Source organism: Chloroherpetonaceae bacterium (assembly GCA_033763895.1).
Taxonomy (GTDB): Bacteria; Bacteroidota; Chlorobiia; order Chlorobiales; family Thermochlorobacteraceae; genus JANRJQ01.
The window spans coordinates 69,061-94,213 of sequence record JANRJQ010000007.1 but is presented as its reverse complement, the minus strand read 5'-3'; the positions used below and the strand labels follow the sequence as shown (position 1 = coordinate 94,213).

The window sequence follows — 25,153 nt, the reverse complement described above, 5'->3', positions numbered from 1 at the left end:
TCATCTCAAATGCCCTTGTCCTTCAAGTGAGTTCAACTTACAAATTTAGACTATTCAGTTTCTTCAGGTGCTTCAAAGTAAGCGCGATGCCTCGCCTCATAAGCATTCGTATGGCCAAGCAAAACAAGTTCATTGCTTTGCTTAAGCCGTTGGCTGCGTGTGGCAGGTAAACCAGAAATGGTACACACCGCTTGCAATTTTGTGACATAATCTGCCACTGCAAGCAAATTCGGCATTGGGCCAAAAGGCTTCCCACGGTAATCCAAATCAAGCCCCGCCGCGATAACCCGTTTCCCTTCATACGCCAGCCGGTCGCAGACTTCAACAACCCCTTCATCGAAAAATTGTACCTCATCGATTCCCACCACATCGGCTAAGCGCGACTGTTGATAGATTTCTTTCGACGATGAAACCGGCTTTGAAATAATCCGATTGGCGCTATGAGAAACAATTTCTGTTTTCGAATATCGATCATCCATTTCAGGCTTAAAGCATACGACTTTTTGCTTCGCGATTTTCGCACGCCTTAGCCGGCGAATCAATTCCTCGCTTTTACCGCTAAACATACATCCGGCAATGACTTCCAAGGTGCCGTTCAGCGTTTTAATGGTTTTATATTTTCTATTCTTCATTTCTTCTCTCCGTAATCCCGAAAAGGTGTAACTTTAAAAGACCATTTTAAGCTATAGTAATGGATAAAATATCATTTCAATTCAAAACAACCTGCAATTGACATCCGTGAAGAAAAAGAACAGCCAACCCAATAGCCCCTTAGATCAATCAAAGAAAAAAACAAAACTCAAAAGCAATTCCCAAAAAGCGGGTGTTGCCAATCCAATGCCGTGGGGAGGGCGATTTGAGGAATCGATGAATGAATTAGCCTTCGATTTCTCCGCGTCTTTTGACATTGATAAGGTATTGTTTGAAGAAGATATTGAAGGAAGTCTCGCTCATGTCGAGATGCTGATGCTTCAGGGAATAATTGATAAAATTGAGTTTCAAAAAATCACCACCGGCCTCAAGGAAATTTTAGTGGAGTTGAATAGCGGCAACTTCAAGACTATGGGGAAAGAAGAGGATATTCACATGAGCATCGAATCGCGGCTTCGGGAGAAAATCGGGCCTGTGGCAGGGAAGTTGCACACGGCTCGTAGCCGCAACGACCAAGTGGCGCTTGATGAACGGCTCTTTCTGAAAAAAACGGCAAAGCGAATGATTGAAGTCTTGCTCGACCTTCAATTAACTTTGCTTGCCAAAGCCACCGAGCACGAGCATGACCTCATGCCGGGTTACACGCATCTTCAGCGTGCACAGCCCATCTTGCTCTCTCATCATTTACTTGCGTATGTCTCGATGTTTGAGCGCGATAAAGCTCGATTTACAGACGCGGCAGAGCGAATGAATCAATTGCCTTTGGGCTCAGCCGCTCTTGCCGGAACTTCGTTTCCGATTGATAGACTTTGGGTCGCCCAAAAGCTTGGATTTCGTGAACCCACGCTCAACAGTTTAGATTCCGTAAGCGACCGCGATTTTATGATTGAGTTCGTTTCAAACTGCTCAATGGTCATGATGCATCTCAGCAGGCTCTCGGAAGAATTAATCCTTTGGACAAGTTTTGAATTCGGGTTTGCCACCATTGGAGATGCCTTTACTACCGGAAGTAGCATTATGCCGCAAAAGAAAAACCCCGATATGGCCGAGCTGATTCGCGGCAAAACCGGACGGGTTTACGGTGATTTGATGAATCTTCTTACTCTGATGAAAGGTCTGCCTTTAGCCTACAACCGCGATATGCAAGAAGATAAGCCGGCGCTGTTTAGTGCAATTAAAACCACACGGCAATCGCTTCAAATCATGAGTGCAATGCTCAAAAGCACCGAATTCCACAAAGAGCGAATTGAAAGCAGTATTGAAAATGATTTTTCAACTGCGACTGAAATTGCCGATTACTTAGCCAAAAAGGGCGTTCCGTTTCGTGAAGCACATGAAGTAACGGGGAAAATTGTGGGTTTTGCAATTAAGAATCAAGTAAGTTTAAAGGATATTGAGTTTAATACCCTGAAAGGGTTTTCTTCAAAAATCGAAAAGGATTTGTATCAATTTCTTGATCCAAAAAAATCGGTGGCAATGCGTAAATCGTTTGGCGCGGCTTCGCCTGATTCGGTAAAGTATCAATTGAAGTTTTGGAAAAAGAAACTCGTGCAAGTTTGAGAGGAATTGGGGGGATAAAAAATCACATTAGCGTCCTTTTGCTCGTACAAGAACATTCATATACTTATCAAGATTCTCGAGAATCTTGCCAGTACCGCGCACGACGGCGGTCAGTGAATCTTCGCCCACAAGTACCGGAAGTTTTGTTTCGTCACTGACGCGCTTATCAAGCCCACGAATCAAAGCACCGCCTCCTGTTAGAATAATTCCACGATCTAGAATATCAGCTGAAAGCTCGGGAGGTGTCATTTCTAAACAGCGGCGAATGGCATTTACAATGTTATTTATGGGTTCAACAATTGCTTCACGAATTTCGGGTGAACTGACATCGCGCTGTTCGGGAAGGCTTGTGACCAAATTTCTTCCCTTTACCGTAGCAATTAACTCCTCATCCAATTCATACGCGCTGCCGATTTCCATTTTGATTTTCTCGGCGGTTCGTTCGCCAATCGCGAGGTTATAGGTTTTGCGAAAGTGTTGAAGAATCGAGTTGGTAATTTCATTTCCTGCGACACGAATTGATTCACCGGCCGCTATTCCTGAAAGCGAAATAACCGCAATATCCGAGGTGCCGCCGCCGATGTCAACCACCATATTTCCATAAGGGGCTTCAACATCAAGCCCAAGCCCAATTGCAGCAGCCATTGGTTCTGCTACGAGATAGACTTCTTTCGCACCGGCGTGTTCGGCGCTATCGCGAACGGCACGCTTTTCAACTTCAGTAATCCCGGAAGGAATTCCAATCACCATACGGCGAATTGAGCCGCCAAAGCTATTGTCTTTCAGTGCCTTGCGCACGAGCCCACGAATCATTTCTTCGGCGGCTTCATAGTCGGCAATAACGCCATCGGCAAGTGGTTTAATGGTATAAACATCGCGGCTTGTTTTTTCGTGCATTTGCCTTGCTTCGTGCCCTAAGGCCACAACGCGGCGAGAGGCACGGTCGTAAGCGACGATTGAAGGCTCATTAAGCACAATGCCTTTTCCTCTGACATACACAAGCGTATTTGCAGTTCCAAGATCAATGGCGATATCGCGAGATAGAAAGTCCAAAAAACCCATAGGTAGAGAACTTGAAAAGTAAATTGAATAAAATAATCATGCACAACTTAGCGTGCATTTACAAAAGTGACGATGTCGCTACAGGAAAACGATGATGAACTGAAATGCACATCGGAACGGCGATTGCGAGGAAAACAAATCAATTGTATGATTCAAACAAGTCCTGAAAATGGATTATAACGAACATTAAAACAAATCTAAAAAAAAAATTGTATTGACAGTGATGTTTACTCACAAATATTGAAAAAAGTCAAAAAGTTTTCGGGATACGGTGCGTTACCTGCAAAGGGATGTGACTCGTGCAGTTCAATCGGAGATTGAGTCAAGTCAAAACTGTTAAGCGTGAAGAGAAAGGAGTGAAGAGTTAAGATTGGAGAGTGAAACAAAAGTTTTGTTTGGTGAGTGCTTTCGGTGAAAAACTACAGCTTCAACTGATTTTATGCCTTAGAGCCCAAGTGACCGCTTTTTTTGCCCTATGCCTTTGGAAGAGAGGCTGAATCACGCGAACTTATAGGCGCTTTATAATCAACCAAAACACGCGGTTTTGATTAAGTTTAAGGTTAGAATAAAGCTGTTTTTAACCTTAAATCATTTTGTTTTAAGGCTAAAAACAATTTGTTTTTAGGTTATAAATTTTTTGTTTTTAAGCTTAAAACCATTTTTGGAAGCCTTGCTTTTTGCAAAAGAAAGCCTTATAAAAACTACTTACAGTCTCCTTTTTGAATGCGTGAATTGCTTTAAGGGTCGATGAGTAAATAAGAATAGACATTTAGAGGTGAAGCGGAGGGAATCCGTTTCTATGCCTTATACCCCGCCGACCAGCAATTCTCGCCCTACGCCTTCTGCGGAAATTCGCCGCTGATGTATGTGGATAGGAATGGGCGTTGGTTCGGAATAGATGATTTGATAGTTTCAGCTGTAGCATTTACTGTAAGTTATCTCTCCTCTGCATTAACTACTGGTGATTTTGGTTGGAATTCAGTTAAAAGCGGATTAATAACGGCTGGCAGTGCTTGGTTGGCCTATAAAACAGGAGGCGCAGCAGCAGGGTTGCTTTTTGAAAAGGGAAGCGAAGCTTATGCGATAACTGCTTCTACTCTAGGAGGATTCGTAGGAGGTTCAACACAGAGTATTAGTTCACAATTAGTATTTAATAAAGGAAGAATAGATTGGGGAAAAGTTGGTCAATCCGCACTTGCAGGAACTTTAGGTGGTTTGGCAGGTGGTACGGCTGGGACATTTATTGATGATGCAATTTTACCAACAATGATTGGAGGAAGCGTAGGAGGAGGAGTTTCTGGTTCATTTGATGGAAATTGGGGATATGGTGCAATCTTTGGAGGAATATCAGGAAGTATAAGTGCTAGTTTAACAGCTACTGCTTTTGAAGCCTACGGAAGGGGTCTAACAAATGAGGCTATACCCAATAAAGATGGAGAAGAATCTTATGGAAAAAATTATACTAAAGAAGGTTCTCAACAATCTTGTCGAGACTTTGTTGATACAATGAGCGACCACTTAAAAACTGAAATTGATGTTGTTAAAATTGGACCTCCACAGCAACCTACAGGTGAACCCGCTCATGTTGGAATTTCTTTAGGGAGAGATTCTTATGGAAGATACTTCGTTTTATCTAAAGAGGGGGTAGGCGGCGGAGTTTTTGTGAGAACTTCAACATATTTGAAACAAATATATGGATCACCTGTTGGTATTATGAAACTTCCTTATTATCCGCCAGACTATTTACCACCAAACTTGCGCTAATTATGTTGAAAAGTTTTAGTGTAGTATTACTAATATTTATTTTTCAATTAGGTTGCTCATCAATATTTATTCAGAGTGAAAGATTAGAGAATAGTTTACAATCAGAATGTTATGAATTAGTAACAATTCGTGATACTGCTTGGATTAACAATTTAGAAATTTTGGAAGGTCTTGATTTTCACCCTGATTCTATGAGATTTCAATTTAATCTACCTACACCTGCTTATGAAATTGTGAAAATGAATTCCGATGCATTTTTATTAGGGGTAAAGGAAAAAATAAAACTAAAACAAACCGAACAATTATTTAGAGTAAACGACACTTTAGGATATTTTGCACCAGTTGGCTTCCGAATTTCAGAAAAAATGACGCATTTAATATTTGTAATGAAATCTAAGGGAGATCAAAGTACTATAGAGTATAAACCATTTGCAATAATAAAAATTAAAGAGAATTGCAAAGAAATAAATATATATTATAGAGATCTAAATAAAGTTTTACTGCCCACAACTTATGATGTATATTTTTTTAATGAAAAAAAAGTTGTCAAATTAAGAAAGATAGGCATTTTACCATAATAGTCCTCAAATATATAAATTCCTTAACCGTTTCTATGCCTTAGACCCCGCCGACCAGCAGTTCTCGCCCTACGCGTTCTGCGGAAATTCGCCGCTGATGTATGTGGATAAGAACGGGCGCTGGTTTATAATTGATGATTTAATTATGGTTGGAGTTTCATTTACAGCAGGATATTTGCATCACGGATTTTCCAAAGGAGATTGGGGATGGGAAGCTGTAAAATCAGGTGGTTATTTAGCAGCGCAGGGTTGGTTGGCGTTAAATACAGGTGGTGCTTCAGCAGGTTTTTGGGGTTCTGTTGGGTGTTCAGCTTCGACAATTGCTTCATCTTATTTACCAAGTTATAGTATCGGGTTTTGGAATTTTGGGTTTAGTTTGTCGCCAAATATTTCATTTGGTACTGCTGGTTTCTCTGTTGGATATAATGCAAGTTTATTTGCAAAATATGGTGACCATTTTGTGACGGGTGTTGGCGTTGGTGCCGGATTTACAACGAAAGCGCAAAATGAAGGATTGAATGGGTTTCATACCTCATTTAGTACCTTTGGAGGATTAAGCAGTAAAGATTTTAGCTTAATTAGTTCTCACACAAAATTCAACTACCATAACGATGTTCAAAATAATCCATTCAATCAAACGCTGAATCAAATTTATTTTGGCGGCACAAACTGGGGATTTAGTTACGCAAATGACCAAATATTTCCATTTGTGAATGGGGGCACAGACCAAGGTAGAACTGCAGCATTCGAATTGTCAGTTGGAAATTTCTCACTTGGGGCTGAGATAGGAACATCGGAAGGTTTTGGGTATAAAGTTGAATCGTCTGGAATTTGGGGTAAAAATAAAAAGGGTACATATGAAATTGGAGATGTTTATTTTAGTCCAGCATACTTTGGATTTAGAGGGAGTAATAATATAATCCATCGTGTAGGGTGGAATCATCCCTCCGTGCAAGATTTATTTCAGAATGGAATACACAAGTTAGTGGGAAGTCCATATTTCACAACGACTTACGATAAATATTCAAATCCATATGTTAAATCAAGAAAAAGGTCGTGGTTTATCTACTAAACAGTTAAACATTATTTGGCTTGCAATAGCACTAAGTTTGATAATTGAAGGTTGTCTTGGACTGCAAATTAGAAATGCTGATAAGGCAAATTGGATATTTGATGGTGATTCAGAAATAAAGCAAAAATGGATCAATTCAAAAAAGATTAAAGGTTACTATGTTCCAATGAAAGATGAACACTTAATAGGAAATCAATATGTTTTTTTTGATGACGGCTATTTATTTTGTTATCCTTTGGAAGAAATTGAGAAATGGTTAAGCACGATAACTGAAATTGAAAAATTAGAATTGTATAATGAACTAAAAGATAGTGATTATTTAAATTGGGGTAAATATTTGATAGTAGGTGATGATATTAGAATTCAGTATTTTAAAGATGCAACGATCTCAGGTGGTCCGGTTTTATTCAGAAATTTAAAGGTGGCTGATGTTAGAGGAACTATCCTAAATGATTCAACTTTATTGATTAGAGAATTTTTAAGGGTAGAGGAAAGGGGAACGAGCCATTATGAATCGACTAAGTATAACCCTCCTCTAAAGTACGTTCTAAAAAAGCGAGAAATTATTATCCCATCGGATAATTGGATAATGGAAGAGTTTAAAGAGAAATAAATCAGAAAAGTAAGATGAATAATTGAAACAAGATAGAAAAAACAAAGTAAGTTTTTTATTTAAAAAAAAATTCTTTATCGATCAAATCACATATTCATGCTAAATATTGAAAAATAAATTAAGCCATTAACTCAACCCCGTGGTACCGCTATTACTTCTCCGGCCAAGAAAACGAAGGCGATGGCAAACTCTGGAACTTTAGAGCGCGGCTTTACAACACCGATTTCAACCGTTTCTATGCCTTATACCCCGCCGACCAGCAGTTCTCGCCCTACGCTTTCTGCGGAAATTCGCCGCTCATGTATGTGGATAGGAATGGGCAAGAAGCATTTACTATTGGGGCATTGGAAATCGCGATGTTAAAAGGAACAGCGATAGGCGGTGCAACTTACACAGCAAGCGTTGGATTTAGCTCTGGAGGGTTTAATAATTGGAGTTGGGGCGGATTTGCTAGGTCTGCTGGGATTGGAGGAATAAGTGGGATGTTTGCTTTTGGTATAGGTGAGAGTTTTAATGGGATTGGCGGTATAGGAGAAGCTTTTGTTCGTGCTGGGGCACACGGAATAGTAAACATGCAACTTGGGGCATCATTTGGCGGTGGAGGTTACACAGCAGGTTCATTTTTAACTGGCTTAGGCGGCTCTTTAATGGGCAGCGTAACACATACTTGGGGGACAAACGCTCAAATAGCATCAAGTACGATGTTTGCCGGATTAGCGTCTGAGCTTTCTGGGGGTGGTTTTTGGAGAGGTGCGGCTTCAGGGGCAATAATCTCAGGGCTGAATCATGCGGCACATAATGGTATTGAATATTTGGTAGAGTCAGGTACGGTTAATATAAATCCAGTTAACACTCAACAGCCGACTGCTTGGATGACAAGCAACGGATTTTTTGAAGTATATAAACTTCTACAAAAAAATATTGAAAATGGGGTTTATCAGGTCAAAAACTCAACAAATTTGTATGGGCATTACGGAGGACCATATAACTTAGAAGGTTCAGTCCCAATTAGTAATCTGGATTACAATTTCTACATACATGATAAAAATTATGAAAAATTTTATGCAGCGGGACCTAGTGATGCTTTTCTTAACTTTTCAGATGGTGTAATTGCAGCAGATGCATTACTTTCTATACAAAGCCATAATACAAGTATGAATGCATTTCCATATGACATGTATCAATTTATGGCAGGTCAAATAACTCATGTTATGTTTAGTTCCATTATAAAATATAAGATTATTTTCTCCATTTCAGCAAAAGCAGCACAACCACTTGGTAATATTGAAGCAAATAGAAATAAAGCATTTCCATATAAATAATTAAATCGATAATGTATAAGTTATATATTTTATCGCTCTCATTGATTTTAGTCTTTTTGAATGATCATTTCTTAAAGTCCTATTTTCACAATTTTATCACTGGTAAACTATCTGATGTGTTTGGAATAATTTCTCTTTACCTTTTTTTTGAATATTTACTTGGATTAAGAAATAAATTATCTTTAATTTTAACTTCGATAATTTTTATCTGTTGGAAAACACCGCTGTCTGATTTATTAATACAGAGTATTAACACCTTTAATTTTTTTAATATTAATCGTAATGTTGACTACACAGATATTTATTGTCTGTTTTTTTTGTTTCCATTGATTATTATTGAAAATAAATGTAAAGAAAATCACAAAATATTATCAAAACATATTAAGTATGTTTTATTGTTTGCTTCAATTTTTTTGTTTTATAATACAGCCGGAATGCACGGGACAATAAGCACCTATTATTCGAATATGAGCAAGTCAGACTTAGATTTAGAATTTCAGAGATTATACTCAAGTGATTCATCTTTAATAGTAAACGAAGGTAAAAAGATACTTGTAAATAAAACAGGTGATGCAAAATTAGATAAAGGTATTGAACAAGTTTTTTTACTTAAAGGAAATTATTATTTTAATTTAGTAAATGAGTCTGATACCATAATTTGCTTCGTTTCATTCAGTGGAAGAGAGCTTGATTGGGAAAAGGAAGGGTTTAATTTTGGTTTAAGTGGTGTTTCAGTAAAAGTCGACTCATCCAAAGAATATGGAAAAAGAAAATATATTTATACAAGAAATAATTATGGATGGTTGTTTGAAAAAGAACTATCCGATAGTGAAGAAAAATATTATAGAGAATTATTTGAAAATAGAATACTAAGTAGAATTAAATATAGAAAATAGAACTTACATAAAAAGCTCATAATATTTTATTAAAATAGGCCTTTTTTTATTATTACTTTTTAGTATGATTAAAAATTAAGGCAAGCTCTGGAACTTTAGAGCACGGCTTTACAACACCGATTTCAACCGTTTCTATGCCTTAGACCCCGCCGACCAACAGTTCTCGCCCTACGCCTTCTGCGGAAAATCGCATTAATAATATGCAATAAGAATTGTGAGAATGACAAAATCGATTAATACATACACTCTTGAATCACATAAACTTAAAAGCGTTGTATATTTGCTGCAAATCACTTCTTTATGAACATACTCATTATTGGTTCCGGCGGACGCGAACAAGCGATTGCGTGGCAAATTGGAAAATCTCCCAAAGTCAAAAAAATCTATTTGGCACCCGGAAACGGAGGAACTGCCGATCTCAATGGCATTAGTGAAAATGTTTCGATATCACCCACCGATTTCCCCGCGTTGATAGAATTTGTAAGTGAAAAGGGAATTGACCTCACAATTGTCGGACCTGAACAGCCGCTTGAATTGGGCATCGTGGATGAATTTCAAAAACATCACTATGCAATTATTGGCCCATCGAAAGCAGCGGCACAATTGGAAACAAGCAAGGCCTTCGCAAAAGATGCAATGAAGCGGTTTGGGATTCCAACTGCCGGCTACGCCCTTTTTACTACATTTAATGAGGCATCGCGGTTTGTTACAGAAAAAAACAAATTCCCGATCGTCATTAAAGCCAGTGGACTCGCGGCAGGGAAAGGCGTTGTGATAGCTGATTCAGAATCAATGGCGCTTAATACTCTTGATGATTTTTTTAATAAGAGAATTTTCGGAAACGCCACCGATGAAGTTGTGATTGAAGAATTTCTTCAAGGCGAGGAAGCAAGCGTTTTTGCACTTTGCGACGGAACCGATTTTATTTTACTTCCCGACGCCCAAGACCATAAACGCATTGGAGAAGGAGATACCGGCAAAAATACCGGCGGAATGGGCGCGTATTCACCTGCACTCATTATTACTGATGAAGTCAGAGAAAAAGTAGAGAAGAGGATTATCCGACCTTTGCTCGACGGGATGCGAATTGAGGGGATTCCTTATACCGGCTTTCTATATGTAGGATTAATGATTCATGAAGGAAATCCTTCTGTGGTGGAATTCAATGCGCGGCTTGGCGACCCCGAAACGCAAGTGATTTTACCGCGTCTTGAATCCGATTTTCTTTCGTTACTTGAAGCTTCGCTTGATGGAACACTTTGTGAACAGGCGGTTTCAATTTCAAGAGAAAGTGCGTTAACGGTTGTAATGGTTTCGGGCGGTTATCCCGATTCTTATCAAACCGGAAAAGCAATTTCAGGTCAATGTCATTTTGAGGAAGAGGAATGTAAACTTGATGTAGAAGGGAAAATCATTGTGTTTCACTCCGGTACAAAAAGGGAGCAAGGGAAATTAAAAACGGCAGGCGGTCGTGTTTTATCGGTTACGGCGGTTTCCTCATCTCTTAAACAAGCGCAAAAAGATGCTTATGAAGCTTGCTCTCAGATTTACTTCGAGGGGGTTTACTATCGCAAAGATATCGGTTATAAAGGAGTAGAACGCGAGTCGCTCTTTGAATCAAAATAGAAATTAGAAAATTTGAGAAGAAGTTTGGTCTGAACGAACAATAAAACAAAACCAAAATGTCTGAACTAAAAAAGCAAATTGCAGAGGCGGCGAATTTCATCAAACAAAAGACGAAGGAATCTTATCCGATTGGTGTGGTCTTAGGCACTGGCTTAGGGGGATTAGCCAAAGAAATCAGCGAAGAATTGGTTATTGAGTATGAATCGATTCCGCATTTTCCGATTTCGACGGTGGAATCACATCACGGGAAACTCATTTTTGGAACGCTCGGAGGTAAAAGAGTTGTCGCAATGCAAGGGCGGTTTCACTACTACGAAGGGTATTCGATGCAGCAGATTACTTTTCCAATTCGCGTGATGAAAGAATTGGGCGTTAAAACGCTTTGCATTTCCAACGCGTGTGGCGGTTTGAACCCGATTTACCGAAAAGGCGATGTAATGATTATTGACGATCATATTAACTTTCTTGGCAATAATCCCCTGATCGGAAAAAATGATGAAACCTTGGGGCCACGCTTTCCGGATATGAGCGAGCCTTATTCGAAGCGATTGATTAAGATGGCAGAAGAAGCCGCTTTGGATTTGAAAATCAAAGTTCAAAAAGGGGTTTACGTTGCGCTCTCCGGCCCGATGCTTGAAACGCGTGCAGAGTATCGGATGCTTCGTTTGTTGCAAGCGGATGTGGTTGGAATGTCAACGGTGCCAGAGGTGATTGTCGCGGCGCATCAAGGCACAGAAGTGCTTGGAATTTCAATTATTACCGATGAATGCTTTCCGGAGTCATTAAAACCTGTTGATGTGAAAGAAATCATCGAAGCGGCCTCACATGCAGAGCCGAAAATGACCGCCATTTTTAAGCAAGTCATCGAAAAGATTTAAAAAGATTTTTCCCCCTCCCTCTTTTTTTTCCCAAAAAATATTCTTAGAATCAAAAATATGATAAACGGTATGTGATACATTTCCCACATTTCGTGAATGATTTTTTTACCTGAACATTTTTTTAATCAACAACAAAACAACAAAACAAAATGAGAAAATATTTTCTCATCGCGTCGTTGTTATTGGTTATCGCTTCCAATGCAATTGCACAGGAAAGCCGAGAAACCTATTACAACGGTTCGCGAGTCGAGTCTCTAACACCCGTATATTCACAAGTTTTTGTCAAGTTCCGTTCAACGGTCAGTAAGGCAAAGGCAAAGTCGGTGGTTAATGCCAGCGTTTCTTTGATGCCGCTTGATGAATCGAAAATCGGTGCTGGAAATAAAGTAATTCTTTCAGTAAAGAGCGACTACCGAATTGGTCAAAAAGCATCTCAGGCTTTGCAGGGAATTCGCCAAAACCCTGATGTTGAAGCCGCCTATTTTGCATATACCGATAAAACGGGGGATGTTTATTACGTGACCAATGAAGTCATTGTTGCACCCCTAAAAGGAGCTTCAACTCAATTTGCGTCAGTCTTAAGTGCAGGTGGTTATGAGGTAATGGAGAGAATCGGGTCAGGTACTGATTTTGAAACCTTCATCATTCGTACCTCTGAAAACCCGTTTAAGGTATCAAAAGCCCTTTATGAAAGTGGATATGCAAAGTATGCTCATCCCAATTTCACACAAATGGCAACGGTTGCTTCTTTCCAAGAAAAGCCTTCTCAAGAGGATCCAAAAAAGGGAAAAAAAGTTAAAAAGGATACTGAATCTGCTTCAGTCATTGATGAGCCTTTGCTAAGAAGCCCCAAAGGAAAAGGGAAAGTTAGAGTAAAGTCCGCCGCAACTTCTGTAGAGAAAAAAGATGCCGAGGTATTTCAAACGGTTGAAGACTTGCAGCGCGGAGAGTTTCCGGCAGTTCGTCCGGAGCAAGCAAAAAAGGTTGGTTCAAGAAATAAAGAACTACCATCTATTTTTTCAACCTTTACTCCGAACGATCCGAATTATACCAGTCAATGGTGGCTGAATAACACGGGTCAATTTGGCGGAATTCCGGGCTCGGATGTCGATGCTCCTGAAGCTTGGTTTTTAGCTCAAGGGGATACAAATATTGTCGTTTCTGTTTGGGACGCAGGTGGATATGACTACACACATTATGAATTAGAAGGAAAAGTGATTAATCCTTACGACGCGGCTCGTGACGATAATGATCCCGCCCCTCAAAATTCAAACTCAAATCACGGAACGCCGTGTACCGGAATTATAGCAGCGTTAACCAATAATGGACGCGGTGTTTCCTCAATTGGAAATGGCATAAAAGTGATGCCGGTTGATATCGCGACCGTCGCTCCTGATGCAAACGGTTCGTTTGGAACCGATGATGCAACTTTGACACGCGCAGCCGCAAGAGTGGTGGCTACACCGGGCGTTGCTGCTGTAAGTAACAGCTGGGGCGGCGGCGGAGTTACTGCAGGTCGTTTAGCTGCTGTTGAAAATGTTCGATTAAATGCACGAGGTGGAAAAGGCGCTTTGGTACTTGCATCAACCGGAAACGGGGGAACGTCAACGGTCAATGGTTACCCTGCAAATGCACCGTTTGTTATTGGCGTGGGTGCAATTACTTATCGCGACCGCCGCGCCTCTTTTTCGCAATGGGGAGATTCGTTAGATGTTGTAGCTCCGGGTGACTTTTCCGGACCTTCGAGCGGTATTTTGACCATAGACCGTAGAGGTGCTGATGGATATGATGCCGGTGATACAACAAATTTTGGCGGTACATCAGCGGCATGTCCGGTAGCAGCAGGTTTAGTCGGTTTAATTGCCTCAGCAGATACAAATTTGACTGCCGCTCAACTCTCACAAATTCTTGAAAGCACCTCTGAAAAGGTTGCAGGATATTCATTTGTAAATTATCCCGGTCGGCCAAATGGTACTTGGAATAATGAATTAGGTTACGGACGTGTAAACGCTCGTCGTGCGATTGAAGCCGCACAAGGTAAGAGCGGGTTTTCATTCCTTTCGCCTCTTCCGGGAACTGTCTGGAAAACGGGTGCAAGCGAAACCGTTCGTTGGGCAACGAGCGGCACTGTTTCTGGAAATGTGAAGCTTTTATTGAAAAAGGCCGGAACAGTTGTCGATACCATTAGTCTCTCTTCAGATAACAATGGCACCGCAACCTATACAGTAAAAAGTGATCTGGCTTTAGGCGCTGATTACACCGTTCAAATTAGTAATCAATCTGGGACAGTATCTGCAACCAGTGCACCTTTTGGAGTTTCTAATTCAAAAGCATTTAGAGAAACATATCCGCTATCGTTTGTCAACTCGACAATCGGAACTTATACCGATTTGGGCGCGAATGGAAATGCCATTACACCGGCTAATAACGATGACAGTAATTCTGACCCTGTTCCCATTGGGTTTGATTTTAATTATGCGGGTAATGTCTTTAGTTCCTTCGTACTCAACACCAATGGATTTGTGAAATTGGGTTCTTCGCCAACTTCCAAGCCGGATCTTTTTCCTGCCGGTATCCGTGATCAAACCACTGTGGGTAGTGCGCTTTGGAGCACTGATACGGCGGATGTCAATATTCTTTCTCCGTTCAATGTGGACTTAATCGGAACCGATTCAGTTGAATACCGTGTGTTCACTTCCGGTAGTGCGCCAAATCGAGTAACAACGGTTCAATTCAAAAATGTTCGTGAAAAGAAAGATACATCAGCAACTTTGGGTGTTCGCCAATACACCGCGATGAATTTCCAAGTGAAACTCTACGAAACAACCAACAATGTCGAGTTTTCGTACGGTGCTTTTACGCCAAATACCAATCCGGGAGAATTTAGAACGGCGGTTGTAGGGATGAAATCGGTTTCACCGGCAGAGGGTGTTTCTGTTTTCAAAGGGTCTGGAACTGCTTGGAATGCTGCGGGTATTTTAACTGAAGGAAGCGATAGGGCGAACTACCGGAACAATGTCAATATTGCCAATGGACAAAGGTATCTTTTTGTGAATTCACAAAACGCACCAACCCCGGTTAAGTTAGTTGTTCAAACTATTCCTTCTCGGCCGATTATCAATCAACCATTTTCTGCGGTTGTGCAAGTTCAATCCGCCGATGGAACGCCGACCAATGTGACTGGAGAGACCACCGTTCAAGTATCCGTAACAAATGGTACTGGCAATTTTACTGGAACGGCTTCGGTCACTTTCTACCCTTGGGACAATACCAAGACAATCACCGGATTGCGATATGATAAAGCGGAAACGGGATTAAACTTTAATGCAACTGTTGCTTCAGGGCCGAGTTTGACTGCGGCTTCGATTCCTTTAACCGTTCGGGCAACTCCCGCAAGGTTGAACTTTAATCAAAATTTAGTTTCAAACACACAAGGAACCTACACTGAACTTGGTTCTGCAGATGGAACCGTGATTGCAACAGCAAATACCGATGACGCAAATTCGGCACCGATTTCAATTGGTTTCCCATTTGTGTTTCGAGGCTCAACTTTTAATGAATTCGTGTTTAACACCAATGGATTCATTAAGCTCGGTTCAGATGCGCCTTCAAAAGCGAACCTCTTTATTGAAACACCGCAAGACCAAACTGGTCTTAATGGCGCGATTGCAAGTATTGCAGAAGCAGATTCAAATATCATTTCGGTATTGAATCATGATTTGCAAGCAGGTACGCTGGGGGCTGAATACCGAGTACACACTACCGGAACTGAGCCAAACCGAGTGACCACTATTCAATGGAAGAATGTTCGCGACAAAAACCGCACGGGTATTACGACTCCGGGTCTGCAATTTAACAATGTGAATTTCCAACTCAAACTCTATGAAACATCAAATGATGTTGAATTTGTCTATGGAACATTCACAGGAAGCACGAGTACCGGAGCGTTTCGAACTTTTGGTGTCGGATTAAAAGGCGCGGATACGGTAGGAACGCAAGTGATAATTTTGCAAAAAGGCTCGGGAACCGCGTGGGCATCTGCACTTATTCAAAGATTTGCTGCAGGAACTTTGAATATGTCAAGAACAGCCACTGCGGGATTACCAACCTCAGGAAGAACGATTCGTTTTGTTTCTGAAAAACCACCGACATTTGTGCAAGTTGTGCCAATTGGCGGAACTGTAAGTGCAGGTCAAGAATTTACCTTAACCGCTAGAACTTTTGATAACGCAAATTTTAGGCAAGGCGTTACAACCGAAACGCAGCTTTCGGTTTCAGTGGCTTCAGGTTCTGCAACGCTTGGTGGTACAACAACCGTGACGCTCCAACCCGGGCAATCCGAAGCTATTTTTACCGGATTGACACTCAATACATCTAGCTCTGATAGTGTGTCACTTCAAGTGAGTGCAAGCAGTGGAATGACCCTAACAGCCGGAACGAGTAACCGATTTTTGGTTTCTGTTTCTCTTCCGAATGGTGTTTCGGAAAATTTCACCGCAACAACCTTCCCGCCAACAGGGTGGCAAGTTGCAAACCCTGATGCAGGGTCAATTACTTGGGGACGTTCAACCGCAGGTTTTCCAACAGGCGGTTCTGCCTTCATGAATCACTGGGATTATGAAGAAGTGGGTGAACGCGATACACTTAAAACACCACTATTTCTTGTTTCAAATAATGTTGGTTTGGGATTTGAAGTGGCGTATTCAACATTCACCGATGCTCCGGATACATTGGAGGTTTGGGCTTCGTTGGATTCAGGTAAAACTTATAGCACGCGTCTCTTCAAAAAGGGCGGTGTTGAACTTTCAACGGCACCATCTGTTTTTGCAGCATTTGTTCCAACGGCATCACAATGGAGAACGGAACGCGTTGATTTGCGGGCTTATGCAGGAACAGGTATTCGATTGGCGTTTGTGACGAATAATCAATATGGCAACAATATGTATGTTGATAGCATTCGTACAGAAACTTTGGTAACACCATCTAAATTGGTTGTAACTGCTCAGCCTACAGGTACGAGGTTGGTTAATACGCCATTTAGCATTACACTTCAAACCCAAGATTCTGCGAATGTGGTTCGGCCTGTGCTCGATTCAGTTACGGTTACCGTTTCTTTAAGTAATGGAACCGGCGTTTTGGGAGGCACATTAACACGTGTTATTCCAAAAAGTGCGAGTAGCGTTACCTTTAGTGATTTGACCTATAATAATGTTGAGCAAGGGGTCACACTGTCGTTTGCAGCGAATAGTGGTGCTGGTTTAAGCTCGGTTACAACAACCGCCTTAAATTTTGGTTCGCCGCTTTCAGCCAATTATAGACGAGTGACGACGAGAGGGGTTTACTCTTCACTCAATAATCCAATCGGTTCAGGGATTACTGATCCCGATGATGGGTCAGTTTCACTAACAATTCCATTTAGTGCAAACTTTAATGGAAAGGCTTACACAACTGTGAACGCAGGTTCAAACGGGGTCTTATCTTTCGAAGGTTCAGCCGCAAGTGCGACAAATAGCGCACTCTTTACGACCGCTGCACCTGTAGCTGCACTTGCACCTTGGTGGGATGATCTCATCTTGATTGGTGCGGATTCATTACGCTCCTCAGTACGTGGCACTGAGCCGAATCGTGTCTTTACCGTTGAATATGCTAATGTTCGAGATTACTGGAGCAACACTGGCGCAACGGGTGCCACACTTAACTACCAAGTTCGAATTTATGAAGGAAGTAATTTGGTGGAGTTTGTTTACGGACCAAAGAACGGAACAACTTTTGCGACGCTTTCGTCAGCCTCAATTGGTATGAAAGGTTCTGTAGGAGGCTCAGGTGACTTTATCGACGCGACAACGGGCTCAACAACCGTTGGGGTTTCAACCTTAACTTCTTCGGCACAATTTCCACAATCAGGCGTTGTCTATCGTTTTGTTCCAACTTCCGGTGTAAGAGCCACAGATAGTGCCGTAGCGGTTATGGCTGCTGGCACAGCATCTATGACTTCATTTGGAAGTACCGGGGTTTCTTGCTTAGCGGATGTTAGCGCTTCAAGTGAAACTGCGAAGGCAGCCTTCTTTAATCACTTCCCGCTGTTTTCAGCGTTGCCAAGTGGTGTTACCGGAATATTGGAGTTCCATTATGTTCTCTCGAACGGAGGAACTTTCACAAACGGTGTGCTCAAAGGTGCTGTAAGTAAATTCGCAACATCTTTGGCTTCAAATCGATTGGTTTGGCTTTATCGTGCAGATTCTTCAGCGGCTTGGGCATCGCTTGGCGGTACAGTTGTGAACGATTCGCTTGTAACAACAGCTCCATTAACCGCATTTGGAGAGTTTGCTATAGGCTATACCGAACCTGTAGCATCAATTGCAGAGGAAAAGAAAGCAAGGCCAACCAATTTTGAGTTAGGTCAAAACTATCCAAATCCATTTAACCCGAGTACTTCGATTAAGTATGCCTTACCGCAGTCCTCAACCGTGTTGCTGAAGGTCTATGATATGCTTGGTCGCGAAGTCTCAACTTTGGTTGATGGAAGAAAAGAAGCCGGCTCTTATACTGCTGTGTTTAATGCGCAAAATCTTTCAAGCGGTGTCTATTTCTACCGTTTGCAAGCCGGTTCATTCAACCAAACGCGCAAAATGATTCTCATCAAATAAAAGCATCTGAAAAGCTTCAAATGTTTTGAATCATAGGTGAAGTAGAAAAAAAGGCTGTCCGAAATGGGCAGCCTTTTTTTTGGTTATAAGTCGCGGATGTCACTTATGATTTTCTATCGATATCGAGTTCGCGGCGTAATGCTTCGCGTTCAATTTCAAGTCGTCGAATATCGCGATTGAGTTTATCAAGCGATTCCGGCACGCTATCGATTTCAAGGCGCAGTTTTGAGGAGGCCTCATCAATCAGGTCAATTGCTTTATCGGGCAAGAAGCGATCGGCGATATACCGACTTGATAGTTCAGCTGCGGCAATAAGAGCCGAATCAGTGATTCTTACCCCGTGATGAATTTCATACTTTTCTTTTAAGCCTCGAAGAATCGAAACCGTATCTTCTATGGAGGGCTCTCCAACCATCACTGTTTGAAATCGCCGTTCTAAAGCAGCATCCTTTTCGATATACTTTCGATATTCATCTAGTGTCGTGGCGCCGATACAACGAAGTTCGCCGCGCGCTAAAGCGGGTTTGAGAATATTGGCAGCATCCATTCCGCCTTCCGTGGCGCCTGCACCTACAAGCAAGTGAATTTCATCGATGAATAAAATTACATCTCCATTGGCATCTTGAACTTCCTTAACAACAGCTTTCAGGCGCTCTTCAAATTCACCTCTGAACTTGCTGCCCGCTACAAGTTGCGCAATATCAAGCGCGTGAATCAGTTTTGATTTTAAGTTTTCTGGGACATCGCCGGAAACAATGCGTTGAGCGATTCCTTCAGCAATAGCCGTTTTGCCCACACCGGGCTCACCGATTAGAACGGGATTATTTTTGGTTCGTCGAGAAAGAATTTGGAGCACGCGTCGTATTTCTTCATCTCTGCCAATGACAGGGTCGAGTTTTCCTTTTTTAGCAAGGTCGTTTAAATCACGGCTGAATTTTTTCAAGGCGTTATATCGGTCTTCGGCATTTTGGTCGGTGATGCGTTGTGCACCTCGAATATCGGCTAATGACTTGAGTAAGGCATCTTTTTTTGCTCCACTATCGCGAAGAATGCTTCCGGCATTGGTCGGTGAATCAGCAATAGACAAAAGAAGGTGCTCTGAACTCACATATTCATCTTTCATTGATTCTGAAAGTTTTGACGCTTCATCGAGTATCTGTGATAGTTTTTGAGCTAAATATTGACCTGAAACAGACGCTCCGGTGACTTTCGGAAATCGATTGATTTCGCGGGTGAGAATTTGAAGAACGGCTTCGGTTTGCACTCCCAGTTTTTCTAAAAGTTGGAATCCTATTTTATCGTTACCAAGAAGGAGAGAATAAAGAAGGTGCTCGGGTTCAATGGTTTGTTGACCGTTCTTCGAGGCCAATTCAGCCGCTTCTTGAAAGGCTTCTTGGGCTCTTAGCGTGAATTTATTGGGATTGAATTGCATCGTTAGAAATAATTTGATGATTTAAGATTCAAAGAATATGGTACTCAAGGTTCAAAAAATGATGAAACCATAAGAAAATGAATGAAAGCATTGTAGATTTGTGCGATTCAAACGAAGATCGGAATCGCCTGTTTCAAATACTGCTATCAAAAGAATAAACAAATGAATCACTTACTCGGTTTGCGCGGAGAAAAGAAAGAGAACATCCAAAAAATTTTAGATTTGGCGAAAGTTTATGTCCCGAGTAACCCCGATGACACTCCAACGAATTATAAGATTTTAGCAGGTCATACGATTGTGTTGGCTTTTTTTGAAAATTCAACCAGAACACGAATTTCTTTTGACTTGGCAGCAAGAAGGTTGGGAGCGGGTGTGATAAATTTCTCGTCTTCGGGCACAAGTGTTCAAAAAGGGGAAACTTTAGCCGATACCATTTTTACATTGCAATCAATGCGCGTAAGTGCGTTTGTTGTTCGTCACAGTGACTCCGGCACTGCGGAAATTCTTTCGCGATTGACGCATAAACCCATATTGAATGCCGGAGACGGAATGCATGAACATCCAACCCAAGCGTTGCTTGATATGCTGACACTGGAGCAAAGTTTCGGAAAGCTTGAAGGGATTCGTGTTTTGATTTTAGGGGATATTTTACATTCAAGGGTTGCGCGTTCAAATATTTTTGGGCTTACGACGATGGGAGCAAAAGTAGGTGTTTGCGCCCCGCCAACATTTTTGCCGGTAGGAATTGAAACTTGGGGTAATGAAGAAAACCCGATTGAGATTTTTACCGATGTAAAAAAAGCCGTGAAATGGTGCGATGCCGTTATTGTGCTGCGGTTACAATTGGAAAGAGAAGCAGCCGGTTACATTCCTTCGATACGAGAATACAGAAATTTTTTCTCGCTTACGGATGATGCCCTTGTCGCCGCAAGCCGTGAAGTATTTGTAATGCATCCGGGACCTGTAAATCGAGAAATTGAAATTTCGGGAACTGTGGCAGACCGAGTGGATATTGATGCACCGATTGGCGGGCTTTCGGGAAGTTTAATCTTAAAACAAGTTTCAAATGGCGTTGCAGTGAGAATGGCGGCTCTTCAACTCCTTTTATCTCCAAATACAATGAATTAAGTGTTTGCTTTGTTCAAAAAAGCAAAATTAAAGCGAAGCAAAAAGAAATGGATTCTATTATAAAGAAATTACCTGATTCAATTGCCAATAAAATATCGGCAGGCGAAGTCGTAACACGCCCAAGCTCGGCAGTAAAAGAATTGCTTGAAAACAGCGTCGATGCCGGTGCGGATGAAATTACTTTAATCATCAAGGAATCGGGGAAATCTTTAATTCAAATTATTGATAATGGTTGCGGGATGAATGAAGAAGATGCGGTGATGGCATTCGAGCGATTCGCAACAAGCAAAATCAAAGAGGTTGATGATCTTGAAAATCTTCATACGCTTGGATTTAGAGGGGAAGCTTTACCAAGCATTGCTTCTGTTTCGCAGATTGAAATGAAAACGAAAATACGCGAGGCTCAACTTGCAACAATGATTCGAATGAATGGCGGTGTGATGGAGAGTTTAGAAAAAGCCGCAGCACCCGATGGAACAAGCATTGCAATTAAAAATCTTTACTTCAATGTTCCCGCAAGGCGAAAATTTTTAAAGTCAAACGCTACGGAATTCAAACATATCTATGACTGTATTGTTTCGCAGGCGTTAGCTAACCCCGATATCGCATATACTTTTATTTCTGATGGCGATGAGGTTTTTAAATTCAAAGATGAAAGCCTCTTGGAAAGGCTTGATGTTCTCTATGGCAGCAGATTTTCGGAGAGTTTGTTTGCTGTTGAAGAGACCAATGATTTTATGACCATCAAAGGCTATATCGGGAAACCCGCCTTGCTAAAGCGAACAAAGAACGATCAGTTTTTATTTGTGAATCAACGGGTTGTTCAACATCGTGCGATTACGCATGCAATCTCAACTGCGTATGGTGAACTGTTGGGCGAGCGAGAACAACCATTTTATTTACTTTTTCTATCCATACGCCCATCTCGCGTTGATGTGAATGTTCATCCCTCGAAAATGGAAGTGAAGTTTGATGATGAGCGAGGGGTTTACAATATGGTGCACGCAGTCATTCGAAGAGCCGTAATGAAAATGGATGCTTCGCCTGCTCTTGCGATGGGTGAAATACCCGATCGTTACAAAGCGATGCTGCCTCAAAACGATCATGAAGACGCGATTCAAAAGGCGACCTCTAATTTTTCATTTAAACGATTGGGGTATAATGACCGCGATGGCGACTCCGGTTCAACTCGCCGGCTTTACAATGATTATCAAGCCTTTCAAAAAAGAGGCGAGCGATTTTTTGAAAAGACAACACATTCTGCTTCGCGTGTTTCGCAGGAAGAAGAGCTTTCAAGACTTGTTCCTCAAGTTTATCCTGAACAGCAAAATGAAGTAGTTTCACCGCCACCGCGAAACAATTCAAATCAAGGTAACAATCCTGAATTGTTGGGCGAGGTGTTTAATCAAAAACTTCATGCGCTAAGTGAAAACACGCATTGGCAACTTCACAACAAGTACATTCTTACGCATATTCGAAGTGGGTTGATGCTCATCGATCAGCATGTCGCGCATGAACGCATTTTGTATGAGCGGGCATTGAAGGTGATGAATTCTGGTATTCCGAATTCGCAGCAATTGCTCTTTCCGCAAAGGGTGGAGTTAAAGCCTTGGGAAATGGAATTAATGAAACGGATTGAAATCGATTTAAAGTGCTTGGGCTTTTCATTCCGTTACTTTGGAGATAACACGGTTGTTCTAGAAGGGATTCCGCCGGATGTCAAACCCGGAACGGAGGAAAGAATTTTTCATGAGCTTTTAGAGCAATCGGCGGAGTATCAAGAAAAACTGCAATTGGATGGACGAGACAATGTGGCGAAATCATACGCCTGTCGAAGTTCGATAATGGCTGGAGATAAACTGAGTCAGAAGGAGATGTCCACTTTGGTTGACCAACTTTTTGCGACTTCAATGCCCTATGTATGCCCTCACGGAAGACCTATCATCATCAAAATCACGACGGAAGAATTGGATCGGATGTTTGGCCGGACTTGATTCGATTCACTCCAACCCCAATAATCACAAGGCCAATTAGAACCAATGATATTTTTGGAAGCAAATCAGGATATCTTACATAAAACGAGATGTCTTGATATTGCGGTACATTGGCTGTCGTGATTCTTTCTTCCCACCACGGAATTTCCCCGTACGAACGGCCATATCGATCAATGAAGAAAGAGATTCCTGTATTGGCACATCGTGCCATTGCACGGCGAGTTTCAATGCATCGAAGTTTTGCGAAAGCAGCATGTTGATAAGGGCCGTAAGATTTTGAGAACCAACCGTCATTGGTGATAACTGTTAGCATCGTTGCCCCCTGAGCCACAAACTCCGAAACAAATCTTGGGTAAATCGATTCATAACAAATTAGCCCGGGCACTTTAACCGTATCATTGGATTTTGTGATAAATTGAAAATTTCTTTGTTCTTTCCCTCTCCCCCAACTCGAAATGCCCGCTACTGAAAATGTGAGATCGGAGATAAATGGAATCAAGTCCATATAGGGAACACGCTCGGCGAAGGGTACTAATTTCATTTTATGATAGACTTGAGGATTTTCATAATTCATTCGTAAAGAGTCTAAGAGGCGACTCTTTAAACGGGGTAAATATGGAGAAAGCGGTTGATTGGGTGAGGGAGAAAGTAAAAATGCTGAATTGAAAGAATCAAAATATTTGCCTTGAAATTGATCTCGTTTTGCTCCGGCTTGCCGATCCGCATCATTTTCATACATCATAAAGTCTGCAAAGCCACACAGAATATGGGCATTCAAGGCAGTTGAAAATTGATGAATACTTTCTAAAAGTGGTCGATATCCTGCATTTAGTAAGTAAAAAGCAAACGCAGTTTCTGGGAAAACAAATAACTCCGGATTTTTATCGAAACTTTGAGTTGAATTTAGAAAAGACTTTATAACGGGATCGATTTGCTTTTTTACCAAAGTTTCCGGTCCAGAATTCCACTTCAAAAAAGGATCGAGATTAGGTTGGACAATAGCTACCGTTAATGATTTGGATTCTGGTTCCGGCAAAGAAAAAATGGTTAATGAGTAAAGCAACGGTGGAAGAATCATCAATAACTTAATAACGCTTACTTTAGCAATGATTGATCTTAAAAGAGATGCGGTTTCTTTCGAAAGATGAACAGAGCTTTCACTTAACTGACGAATATAATTAGGGTCAAAGGCAGCGGTTTCGAGCAAAAGCAGAATAAGGACATTGAAGAGCACAAGCCAAAAAGAAATTCCCCAAACGCCTGTTAAATCAATGAATTGGAAGAATTGCCAGAAGTTTGCTTGAGAATTCCCAAGTGTTATCCAACCAAATGAAATTTCCAAATCAAGATAAATCCATTCCCAAACTGTCCATACCAAGGGCAAGAGAAGCAAATTTATTTTTCTTGGAAGCCATTTTGAGAGTTGATAGTGTATTAGAAACGGAATAGTAGAAAAGAAGGATTGAGCAAAATACATCAGTACGCCACCGGCAACCGTAGATAGTGACACCCACCAGACAGAACAAAGGGTCATGACAAATGTGGTGAGATAAGAACTTCGAAAAGCAGCGGAAAAAGACTCGACTCTAGAGATATGAATGAGAATTGGAATTAAACCAAACCAAGCCAAAAGCTCTAACCTAATAAAGGGATAAGTTGGAAATGCAAAACCAATCAATACGCCAGAGAGCACCGGGAAAAGCCACCATTTTCGCTCTATATAGAATAAATGATGGATGATTGAAAAAAGCGCACGGAGTATAAAATTCATTGGTAAGTGAGATATAAGATGAATGGTTAAGAACGCGATTAAGTATGAGCATTTCAAATTGAAATCGACCGTAACGGCTTTCAATGAGAGCGAAAATAGGGAAAAAGAGTTTGTTGTATGTTAATTGTGAAATACTTTTACACAGTATCAAGTCCAAGG

At 41.3% G+C, this 25,153-nt stretch carries 17 protein-coding genes; 13 read left to right on the top strand and 4 right to left on the bottom strand.

Features of this window, described 5'->3' with window-relative positions:
- Positions 1–50: 50 nt before the first annotated feature.
- Positions 51–632 carry a thymidine kinase gene (locus SFU91_05430; GenBank protein MDX2128459.1) on the bottom strand — a complete coding sequence of 194 codons (582 nt, stop codon included), beginning with the start codon at positions 630–632 and terminating at the stop codon, positions 51–53.
- 106 nt (positions 633–738) lie between these two features.
- Between SFU91_05430 and argH the strand changes: the two genes are divergently transcribed.
- Entirely contained in the window at positions 739–2,211 is a 1,473-nt protein-coding gene (argH, locus tag SFU91_05425) for an argininosuccinate lyase (protein MDX2128458.1), read from the top strand.
- Between the two features lie 27 nt (positions 2,212–2,238).
- Here the strand turns inward: argH and SFU91_05420 are convergent, their stop codons facing one another.
- Complete coding sequence (locus SFU91_05420; protein MDX2128457.1) at positions 2,239–3,273, bottom strand: rod shape-determining protein; 1,035 nt, start codon at positions 3,271–3,273, stop codon at positions 2,239–2,241.
- 861 nt (positions 3,274–4,134) lie between these two features.
- Between SFU91_05420 and SFU91_05415 the strand changes: the two genes are divergently transcribed.
- From SFU91_05415 to SFU91_05370, 10 genes are all read left to right on the top strand, one after another.
- A complete protein-coding gene (locus tag SFU91_05415) occupies positions 4,135–5,037 on the top strand; it encodes a hypothetical protein (protein ID MDX2128456.1) in 903 nt (300 codons plus the stop codon).
- Between the two features lie 2 nt (positions 5,038–5,039).
- Entirely contained in the window at positions 5,040–5,615 is a 576-nt protein-coding gene (locus tag SFU91_05410; protein ID MDX2128455.1) for a hypothetical protein, read from the top strand.
- 97 nt (positions 5,616–5,712) lie between these two features.
- The gene (locus tag SFU91_05405) at positions 5,713–6,687 is read left to right on the top strand and encodes a polymorphic toxin type 23 domain-containing protein (protein ID MDX2128454.1); all 975 of its coding nucleotides are present in this window, start codon (positions 5,713–5,715) and stop codon (positions 6,685–6,687) included.
- A complete protein-coding gene (locus SFU91_05400) occupies positions 6,650–7,300 on the top strand; it encodes a hypothetical protein (protein MDX2128453.1) in 651 nt (216 codons plus the stop codon). The genes SFU91_05405 and SFU91_05400 overlap by 38 nt, the downstream gene beginning before the upstream one ends.
- A gap of 180 nt (positions 7,301–7,480) precedes the next feature.
- A complete protein-coding gene (locus tag SFU91_05395) occupies positions 7,481–7,663 on the top strand; it encodes a hypothetical protein (protein ID MDX2128452.1) in 183 nt (60 codons plus the stop codon).
- Positions 7,657–8,622, top strand: a complete 966-nt coding sequence (locus tag SFU91_05390; GenBank protein ID MDX2128451.1) for a hypothetical protein — start codon at positions 7,657–7,659, stop codon at positions 8,620–8,622. The genes SFU91_05395 and SFU91_05390 overlap by 7 nt, the downstream gene beginning before the upstream one ends.
- 467 nt (positions 8,623–9,089) lie before the next feature.
- Entirely contained in the window at positions 9,090–9,518 is a 429-nt protein-coding gene (locus SFU91_05385) for a hypothetical protein (GenBank protein MDX2128450.1), read from the top strand.
- Between the two features lie 300 nt (positions 9,519–9,818).
- The gene (purD, locus tag SFU91_05380) at positions 9,819–11,144 is read left to right on the top strand and encodes a phosphoribosylamine--glycine ligase (protein MDX2128449.1); all 1,326 of its coding nucleotides are present in this window, start codon (positions 9,819–9,821) and stop codon (positions 11,142–11,144) included.
- Between the two features lie 56 nt (positions 11,145–11,200).
- Entirely contained in the window at positions 11,201–12,022 is an 822-nt protein-coding gene (locus tag SFU91_05375) for a purine-nucleoside phosphorylase (protein MDX2128448.1), read from the top strand.
- Positions 12,023–12,171: 149 nt separating this feature from the next.
- Positions 12,172–18,669, top strand: a complete 6,498-nt coding sequence (locus tag SFU91_05370) for a S8 family serine peptidase (protein ID MDX2128447.1) — start codon at positions 12,172–12,174, stop codon at positions 18,667–18,669.
- Positions 18,670–18,772: 103 nt separating this feature from the next.
- On the opposite strand, the gene SFU91_05365 is transcribed toward SFU91_05370, so the two are convergent.
- Complete coding sequence (locus SFU91_05365) at positions 18,773–20,101, bottom strand: Clp protease N-terminal domain-containing protein (protein MDX2128446.1); 1,329 nt, start codon at positions 20,099–20,101, stop codon at positions 18,773–18,775.
- Positions 20,102–20,263: 162 nt separating this feature from the next.
- Here SFU91_05365 and SFU91_05360 point away from each other — a divergent pair, with 162 nt between their 5' ends.
- Together SFU91_05360 and mutL are read left to right on the top strand one after the other, a co-directional pair.
- Positions 20,264–21,229 carry an aspartate carbamoyltransferase catalytic subunit gene (locus SFU91_05360; GenBank protein ID MDX2128445.1) on the top strand — a complete coding sequence of 322 codons (966 nt, stop codon included), beginning with the start codon at positions 20,264–20,266 and terminating at the stop codon, positions 21,227–21,229.
- Positions 21,230–21,276: 47 nt separating this feature from the next.
- Positions 21,277–23,223: a DNA mismatch repair endonuclease MutL gene (gene mutL, locus SFU91_05355; GenBank protein ID MDX2128444.1), complete on the top strand. Its 1,947-nt coding sequence runs from the start codon at positions 21,277–21,279 to the stop codon at positions 23,221–23,223.
- Here the strand turns inward: mutL and lnt are convergent.
- Positions 23,183–24,994 (bottom strand): apolipoprotein N-acyltransferase, encoded by a 1,812-nt coding sequence (lnt, locus tag SFU91_05350; GenBank protein ID MDX2128443.1) that lies wholly within the window; start codon positions 24,992–24,994, stop codon positions 23,183–23,185. The two genes, mutL and lnt, sit on opposite strands and share 41 nt — an antisense overlap.
- Positions 24,995–25,153: the final 159 nt, after the last annotated feature.

Coding starts and splice junctions, on each gene's coding strand:
- SFU91_05430 (MDX2128459.1), bottom strand. CDS start 632: ATGAAGAATAGAAAATATAAAACCATTAAAACGCTGAACGGCACCTTG.
- SFU91_05420 (MDX2128457.1), bottom strand. CDS start 3,273: ATGGGTTTTTTGGACTTTCTATCTCGCGATATCGCCATTGATCTTGGA.
- SFU91_05415 (MDX2128456.1), top strand. CDS start 4,135: ATGTATGTGGATAGGAATGGGCGTTGGTTCGGAATAGATGATTTGATA.
- SFU91_05410 (MDX2128455.1), top strand. CDS start 5,040: ATGTTGAAAAGTTTTAGTGTAGTATTACTAATATTTATTTTTCAATTA.
- SFU91_05405 (MDX2128454.1), top strand. CDS start 5,713: ATGTATGTGGATAAGAACGGGCGCTGGTTTATAATTGATGATTTAATT.
- SFU91_05400 (MDX2128453.1), top strand. CDS start 6,650: ATGTTAAATCAAGAAAAAGGTCGTGGTTTATCTACTAAACAGTTAAAC.
- SFU91_05395 (MDX2128452.1), top strand. CDS start 7,481: ATGGCAAACTCTGGAACTTTAGAGCGCGGCTTTACAACACCGATTTCA.
- SFU91_05390 (MDX2128451.1), top strand. CDS start 7,657: ATGTTAAAAGGAACAGCGATAGGCGGTGCAACTTACACAGCAAGCGTT.
- SFU91_05385 (MDX2128450.1), top strand. CDS start 9,090: ATGAGCAAGTCAGACTTAGATTTAGAATTTCAGAGATTATACTCAAGT.
- purD (MDX2128449.1), top strand. CDS start 9,819: ATGAACATACTCATTATTGGTTCCGGCGGACGCGAACAAGCGATTGCG.
- SFU91_05375 (MDX2128448.1), top strand. CDS start 11,201: ATGTCTGAACTAAAAAAGCAAATTGCAGAGGCGGCGAATTTCATCAAA.
- SFU91_05370 (MDX2128447.1), top strand. CDS start 12,172: ATGAGAAAATATTTTCTCATCGCGTCGTTGTTATTGGTTATCGCTTCC.
- SFU91_05365 (MDX2128446.1), bottom strand. CDS start 20,101: ATGCAATTCAATCCCAATAAATTCACGCTAAGAGCCCAAGAAGCCTTT.
- SFU91_05360 (MDX2128445.1), top strand. CDS start 20,264: ATGAATCACTTACTCGGTTTGCGCGGAGAAAAGAAAGAGAACATCCAA.
- mutL (MDX2128444.1), top strand. CDS start 21,277: ATGGATTCTATTATAAAGAAATTACCTGATTCAATTGCCAATAAAATA.
- lnt (MDX2128443.1), bottom strand. CDS start 24,994: ATGAATTTTATACTCCGTGCGCTTTTTTCAATCATCCATCATTTATTC.